This window comes from Cytophagales bacterium, assembly GCA_019456305.1.
Taxonomy (GTDB): domain Bacteria; phylum Bacteroidota; class Bacteroidia; order Cytophagales; family VRUD01; genus VRUD01.
On the sequence record VRUD01000126.1, the window covers coordinates 1 to 7,109 of the forward strand.

At 39.6% G+C, this 7,109-nt stretch carries 8 protein-coding genes; 3 read left to right on the forward strand and 5 right to left on the reverse strand.

Going from position 1 to position 7,109, the window contains the following annotated elements; genetic code table 11:
- Positions 1-160: 160 nt before the first annotated feature.
- Complete coding sequence (locus FVQ77_16930) at positions 161-1,828, forward strand: hypothetical protein (GenBank protein ID MBW8051987.1); 1,668 nt, start codon at positions 161-163, stop codon at positions 1,826-1,828.
- 70 nt (positions 1,829-1,898) lie between these two features.
- Positions 1,899-2,207: a hypothetical protein gene (locus FVQ77_16935; GenBank protein ID MBW8051988.1), complete on the forward strand. Its 309-nt coding sequence runs from the start codon at positions 1,899-1,901 to the stop codon at positions 2,205-2,207.
- Positions 2,208-2,323: 116 nt separating this feature from the next.
- On the opposite strand, the gene FVQ77_16940 is transcribed toward FVQ77_16935, so the two are convergent.
- The 4 genes from FVQ77_16940 to recR form a co-directional block, all read right to left on the reverse strand.
- Positions 2,324-2,599, reverse strand: a complete 276-nt coding sequence (locus FVQ77_16940; protein ID MBW8051989.1) for a hypothetical protein — start codon at positions 2,597-2,599, stop codon at positions 2,324-2,326.
- 8 nt (positions 2,600-2,607) lie between these two features.
- Entirely contained in the window at positions 2,608-3,168 is a 561-nt protein-coding gene (locus FVQ77_16945) for an ORF6N domain-containing protein (protein MBW8051990.1), read from the reverse strand.
- A gap of 270 nt (positions 3,169-3,438) precedes the next feature.
- Entirely contained in the window at positions 3,439-5,451 is a 2,013-nt protein-coding gene (locus tag FVQ77_16950; GenBank protein ID MBW8051991.1) for a glycosyltransferase, read from the reverse strand.
- A 214-nt stretch (positions 5,452-5,665) separates the two neighbouring features.
- On the reverse strand, positions 5,666-6,271 hold the full coding sequence (gene recR, locus FVQ77_16955) for a recombination protein RecR (GenBank protein ID MBW8051992.1): 606 nt from the start codon (positions 6,269-6,271) through the stop codon (positions 5,666-5,668).
- Positions 6,272-6,337: 66 nt separating this feature from the next.
- Between recR and FVQ77_16960 the strand changes: the two genes are divergently transcribed.
- Positions 6,338-6,760 (forward strand): YjbQ family protein, encoded by a 423-nt coding sequence (locus FVQ77_16960; protein MBW8051993.1) that lies wholly within the window; start codon positions 6,338-6,340, stop codon positions 6,758-6,760.
- Positions 6,761-6,840: 80 nt separating this feature from the next.
- Here the strand turns inward: FVQ77_16960 and FVQ77_16965 are convergent, their stop codons facing one another.
- Complete coding sequence (locus tag FVQ77_16965; GenBank protein MBW8051994.1) at positions 6,841-7,023, reverse strand: hypothetical protein; 183 nt, start codon at positions 7,021-7,023, stop codon at positions 6,841-6,843.
- Positions 7,024-7,109: the final 86 nt, after the last annotated feature.

The window sequence follows — 7,109 nt, forward strand, 5'->3', positions numbered from 1 at the left end:
AATATGCCACGGGTAGTTATTTTTTAAGAATAACCAACGAAAAAGAACAACTAATCAATTCATATAAAATTCAAAAAGTAAATTAAATTAACCCTGTCCCCCCGAGTAGAGACACGGTGCACCGTGTCTCTACTCGCAGGGACTACAAAACTATAAAACCATGAAAAAAGTAACTTTAACATTCACAGTAGCAGCGTTCCTAACGCTCGGAGCGTTAGGAACGTTCGCCCAGTCTCCCCAAGCCTTCAAATACCAGGCAATAGCGAGAGATAATACGGGTAACGTACTACCCAATCAAAACATTGGATTGAAGATCAGTATTCTTCAAACAACCCCTGCAGGTACGGTAGTTTACAGTGAGACACATACAGATACTACAAACCAATTCGGGTTATTCAGCCTTGAGATTGGCACAGGCGCCATTGTATCAGGCACATTCTCAACCATTGACTGGGGCGCTGATATATATTTCGTCAAAATAGAAATGGACGAAACAGGCGGCACGACTTATCAACTGATGGGCACTTCTCAACTGCTTTCAGTGCCGTATGCCCTGCACGCTAAAACAGCAGAAATAATTACCGAAACAGACCCTGTATTTGGTTCATCGGTAGCAGGTGGTATTACAGGAGCAGATACAGCAAATTGGAATAACCACACCATTGACACCGATACTCAATTGGACTCTACAGGAGTTGCTGCTTTGGGTTATGCAGCAGGAGCACATACGGTTAACACTGATACACAATTAGATTCAACAGGTATTGCTAATCTTGGATATGTAGCAGGTACAATATCCGAAACCGACCCTGTATTTGGTTCATCGGTAGCAGGTGGCATTACAGGAACAGATACAACCAATTGGAACAATCACACCATTGATACCGATACACAATTGGATTCTACAGGTGTATCTTCTCTGGGTTTTGTTGCAGGAGCACATACTATAGAGGTTGATGCTGATACAACAAATGAGTTGCAAACCTTATCATTATCTAATGACACTTTAAATATCAGCAACGGTAACTCGGTTATTCTCACCGATGCAGATTCTACAAACGAAATACAACTATTATCATTTTCTAATGATACGCTCTATTTAAGTAATGGGGGTTTTGTAGTTTTTCCTTATGATCCTTTTCCCATAACATCTGATGATCCTTCATTTACTTGTGGTGATAAGTTCCTTGATTGGCGTGATGGAAAGACATACAGTACAGTATTAATAGGCACTCAATGCTGGATGGCTGAAAACCTGAATGTAGGCGCTCAGATACCACCCGCAGGTAACCAAACCAATAATGCAGTTATAGAAAAATACTGCCACGGAGGCGTAAATAGCACCAGTACTGAAGGTGATTGCAGCGTTTGGGGCGGACTATACCAATGGGATGAAATGATGCAGTATGTCACCACACCAGGTACACAAGGCCTCTGCCCCACCGGCTGGCATATTCCAACTGATGCGGAATGGATGACGATGGAAGAGGCGCTTGGCATGTGCTCCGGTGGTACAAATACTTGTGGTGGTACATTTTGTTCCGGTGAGCTATGTTGGCGCGGAACCGACCAGGGAGACCAGTTAAAAACTGCTGCTGATTGCTTCGGTGGTGTTAATTGCGGCATTTCAGGTTTTGAGGCTCTTTTAGCGGGCTACCGCGATACCGATGGTCTGTTCTACAGTAGCGGTACGTACTCGTTCATGTGGTCATCTACCGAGAGTGGAGCCAATGCATGGTTTCGGTTCCTGTTTTCTGGTAATGCGGGAGTCTTCCGCAATCCCGATGTTAAGTTGTTCGGGTTCAGTGTTCGCTGCCTCAAGGACTGATCCGACTATTTGACTATTTGACGTGTGCCTTGAATACTGGTAAGAAACGAATTATCAGTAATGCTAAATTTTGACATGGAAGACTTTAAAACAGCGTATAATAGGTGAGGGGTGGCGTCCCGCACATAAAATTTATGTGCGGGGCAAACCGCCTTTACGCTGCGACAGGCGAAAATCTGTTGTAGTGAGCGATAAAGGAGGGCAAACAGCCAGTGGCTGTTTGAGCCAGCATGTGCGGTGGACAGGACAAGTATCTTGTCAGGTGAGAATAAAGAAGACGAATGCCAATAAACCACTGATAGTACTATTTCCTGACAAATTGGAAAAAGCAAATGAAATGTTACGAAGAGTGGGACTGCCTAAACAATGGTTAAAGTAGCACCACCGCTAACAGCGGGTTTAAAGAAATGGCGGCTAACGAGCAAGTATAAAGTTTAGTGCATTTAATTTACTTTTGTAGCTGGGGACAGTGACGAGCATTTAATCCGCCACTTCTTAAACCCGCAAAACGTCAGATTGTCTAACAACCATCGCAAATGACCAATTTTGGATTTTCAATAATTCATAACCATTTGAAAACAAGCAGTTTGCATTTTGTTGGTTTTGCTCAGATTGTAACAATCTGGGGTTTTTAGACGGACTGGCGTCAACGGCTATGCTGTTACCAATATCATTACCTATGCTTCCGATGTTTTTCGCCCATTGGTAATTTTGAGCGGAGGCGGCAGTGCATAAGAGCATTGCTGCGAGAGAGTAGTAGAGTTTTTTCATAGTATTTATTATTTGTTTTGTTTTTTCTTTTTGATGGTATGCTTGAATTTTAAAACGGCAAAGTTCAATTCTATAGATGTTTCGCTTTCATCGGTAAACAAATCATCTTCAAGTATTTCGGCTATGATTTCTCCGCTTCTTTTTAGAATACCTTGCTTTTTCTTATCTTCAGTAATAACAGATAGCTCCTTTATGTTTCTTGAAAGGTTTTTTATTTTTGCAAAGGTTTCTATTATGGAAAGGGTTGTTTGTGTGGCTCTTTGGCTTTTCAGGATGGTAGCCAGCATATACAGTCCTTTTTCGGTAAATGCTTTGGGAATATGAGGGGAGAATTTGAGTTTCCTTAGGTGGTGGAAATTTTCCACCACCTCTATTTTCTCCTCTTTGGTAAGGATAAAAATGTATCCGCCGGTTGGCGGAAACTTATCAGGGTTGTTTTTAACAGCTTTGTTTATGTCGCGCGTTTCCACTCCATAGAGTTGCGCCACATCACTGTCTAATATGACCTTTTGCTCTCTGATGTCAATGATTTTATCTTCAACATCATCAAATTTTACAGTGAGTTCCATGGTTTTTAAATATGTTTTATTTAAACCAGGGATTTGGTCCATTTTATGACATAATCCCTTATTTATTTAAGTTGACAATTGACCAAAAATGGTCAATGCTATTCAGGCATGGACAATTTTTTTTCGGTTACCTATTACCGAAGTGTGGCGTAAAGCCAGCTTTTTATACGCTTCGTACAGCCCGAAATGAGCATCTCTCATTTCCGGCTTCGCACCTGTTTCTTCTGCAAACGCTTAGCCCCGCCAGTTGGCGGGGCCACGCGCTATGCTCTATGCGCTTTCATCCCCCAAATACCTGAATCCTTTATAGATCAGGTTGATGTCTGTAGTAACTTTATAATCCTTTGCATAAAGGAGGTCAAGTCGTTTTTTTGTTTTATCATCCAATTTTTTTCCATTATAAATGATAGCCGGGTTTAAGATCCCTTTTTTAATATTTGGGAGGTTGATCTGTCCAACCTTTGAAAAACCCACCCAGGAAAATTTTCCTGTTAACGTTAAAATATTATTCCTGAGAAAGCCGGCAGGATTCTTAGTGAACCACATGAGAACCGGAGAAAATATTGAAAATACCAGGCTAAGTGATAGGTCAAGTATCCTTTTATTTCGAATATTGCTTTTTTGGATAATGCCTAACGCAACATCATAAAAATCCCCTTGTGACTGTTTAGCTCCGCTCCCTATAATAAAATCACTCTCGTCAGGTACAATTTTATAATCAAGAAGTTTACTGTCAATCTTTGTCATCCATTCAATGATCTGGTTTGCCGGAATATCCCTGGAGCAGAAGATGATCTCATCAATATCATATATTTGTATTATTTCTTTGATCTGAGAGATCACGCCAAGGTGTAATTCTGTTTTTTTATCCACACCATTTACACTAACATAACCAACTAATTGAGCGCTGATCCCGGCTTGCTGAAGGATTTTAATTACCCGTTCACTTTCAACTTCGTTTCCAACAATAATGATCCTTTTTTCTTTTTCCGAGCCGAGGTTAAAATTTCTATATCTGATGAAATGTATTAACAACCTCAGTCCGATCAATGAAAATGTGCTCCATGCAGCACCAAGCAGGATCAGCGCTTTAGAAAACCTGTACTGGTCAACAAAGTTTGTAACGGCAGATATAAAGATGGTGCCAATGAGGATTCCCTGGACGATCTTTGATGATCTTACAGGTTTATCATATCCCCCGCTCAAATATACTGATACAAGCCAGAAAAGGATATAAGCCGGTACAGCTACCAGCATAAATTCAGGTGGGTATTCGCCTGGAACCCATTTATGATTATCTTCCCAATACGTTTTCAGGAAATACATACCGGTGTATATGACGGAAATATCCGCAAGGGGTAATATAGATTTTCTGATAAATCTTGATAGAACTGCCAAAAAAGCCCTGAAATAAATTGCAAGGTTAATTAATAATGAAAAAAGCACTGCTTTCTTATTAGAGAAATGTTTTCTGGCAAATATGATCATCGCTTTATAGAACATGAACACATAATTAGCAGAAGTTTTACTCGTACTTTTTCCCTTATAGTGGATGATCCTGGTATCAGCGAAGTAATAATTTTTATAACCTGCTTTGATGATCCTGTATGAAAGATCAATATCTTCACCGTACATAAAATAATTTTCATCCAGCAGGCCTGTTTTATCCAATACTTTTTTTCTTATCATAAAATAAGCGCCCGACAAAATTTCAACTTCATGGGTACAATCTTTATCAAGATAACCGAGATGGTATTTGCCAAAAATTTTTGATTTTGGGAAGAGCTTTGAAATGCCTAAGATTTTATACAAAGCTACTTCAGGTGTGGGCAGACCTCTTTTTGATTCAGGCAGGAAATTTCCGTTACCGTCAATCATTTTAACACCCAGACCACCTGCCTCCGGATGCCTGTCCATGAATTCGCAGCATTTTTTAAGTGTATCTTCTTCAACAATTGTATCGGGATTTAGCAGTAAAACATATTCTCCTTTTGCTTGTCTTATAGCCTGATTGTTGGCTTTTGAGAAGCCAATATTTCTTTTGTTTTCAATAAGAATTACATGGGGAGATTTTTCCTTGAAGGCAGGTGAGTGCGCCTTAACGAATTTATTCTTCACCATCTCTATTGAGCCATCCACCGAGTTATTATCCACAACAAAAATCTCTACATCAAGGTTTTTTGCGGCTTTTTTTACCGACTGCAGCGCGTGCTCTAAAAAATGACGGACGTTGTAGTTTACTATAACAATTGAGAGTTTCTTTGAAGGTTTAGAAGAAATCATTGATTTAGTTTAGTCTTTCTATTTCGCTCCTAACGGAGCGATTGCTTTGTGTTTGGTTGTAATTTGTACCAATATTTAACCCCTACGGGGCTGATTTTTTATTAATTTAGTTCACAACAAACTCCGTAGTAGTTACATATTAATAAAAAAAGTAATAAAAACCAAAGTGCTCGCTCTGATAGTAGCGAAATATCTGAACTCAAAACTCTGAACATTATACCTGATCCGTAGTTCTTGCAACTATGCTTCTTCCGAGCGTAATTTCGTCTGCGTATTCCAGCTCACCGCCAATAGGGATACCTCTTGCTATAGTGCTGACCACTACATTAGAATCTTTTAGTTGTTTTGTAATATAATAAGCAGTGGTATCTCCATCCATGGTGGGGCTTAGTGCAAGTATCACCTCTTTGACTGCAGAATCAACCGTCCTGGCTATCAAAGGATCTATGTTCAACTGTGATGGCCCAATACCAACAATAGGGGCTATCACACCCCCCAAAACGTGATACAATCCCTGATATTGTCCTGTATTTTCAATAGCCATCACATCACGGATATCTTCCACTACGCAAATTATGGTTTGGTCTCTGCGTGTATTAGTACAGATATTACATGTAGGAGCATCTGAAATGTTATAGCATGTTTTGCAATAAACAGTTTTGATACGCATTTTCACCAGCGCTTCAGCAAGGGCTCTGGTTTTATTTTCTTCTTCTTTGAGCAGGTGTAATACTAATCTCATAGCAGTTTTTTTGCCGACACTTGGTAGCTTTGCAAATTCTTCTACCGCATTTTCTATAAGTGTTGAAGGGAAGTTCATAATTGTAAAAGCTTAACCATGCAAAGATATATAAAAATAAGTAAATTTGCGCAACAGATAATTTTAATGGAATTAATTACCAGAACCATAGAATTTAATACAAAGGGCAATACCGACATTATTGACATTACCAATAACATAGAGGATATTGTGAGCAGTTCAGGATTAAAAGAAGGCTCAGCTACTATTTTTGCGATAGGTTCAACTGCGGGAATAACGACTGTGGAATATGAACCAGGCCTTGTTAAGACCGATCTGCCCGGATTTTTTGAAAAATTAGCGCCCTATAAAGATCCTTATGCACATCATAATACCTGGGGAGACGATAATGGCGCTTCACACGTGAGAGCATCCCTGCTGGGTTGTTCTATTGTTGTACCATTTAATAATGGAAAGCTGCTTCTTGGTACCTGGCAACAGGTGATTTTCATAGATTTCGACACACATCCCCGGTCAAGGAAGGTAGTGGTGCAGGTTTTTGGAAAGTAGCGCGGATTGACGATCTGTGTATAAATAGACGCTAATAAAGGAAGTTAGGTAAAATGAGGGCAATATTTACCCCGTGCAATTCATTTTAAGCTGTAAAAAGCACCTGCTCCCTTTTGTCCGCCTGGATTTAGTAATTCTTTTTCAACTAATTCCGAAAGGTCATTACTTGCTGTATTTCTGGAGCAATCATTTATTTCCTGATACGTGCTATTTGTAATCTTTTCATTTTCTTTTGTATAAAGAATAGCTTTTATTTGTCCCATATTACTAATAATGTCCCTTAAATGTCCCTTAAATGTCCCTTAAATGTCCCTTAAATGTCCCTTAAATGTCCCTTAAATGTCCCTTA

Bases quoted from the DNA above. Each gene is read 5' to 3' on its own strand.
- FVQ77_16930 (MBW8051987.1), top strand. From the start codon at position 161: ATGAAAAAAGTAACTTTAACATTCACAGTAGCAGCGTTCCTAACGCTC.
- FVQ77_16950 (MBW8051991.1), bottom strand. From the start codon at position 5,451: ATGATTTCTTCTAAACCTTCAAAGAAACTCTCAATTGTTATAGTAAAC.
- recR (MBW8051992.1), bottom strand. From the start codon at position 6,271: ATGAACTTCCCTTCAACACTTATAGAAAATGCGGTAGAAGAATTTGCA.
- FVQ77_16945 (MBW8051990.1), bottom strand. From the start codon at position 3,168: ATGGAACTCACTGTAAAATTTGATGATGTTGAAGATAAAATCATTGAC.
- FVQ77_16960 (MBW8051993.1), top strand. From the start codon at position 6,338: ATGGAATTAATTACCAGAACCATAGAATTTAATACAAAGGGCAATACC.
- FVQ77_16940 (MBW8051989.1), bottom strand. From the start codon at position 2,599: ATGAAAAAACTCTACTACTCTCTCGCAGCAATGCTCTTATGCACTGCC.
- FVQ77_16965 (MBW8051994.1), bottom strand. From the start codon at position 7,023: ATGGGACAAATAAAAGCTATTCTTTATACAAAAGAAAATGAAAAGATT.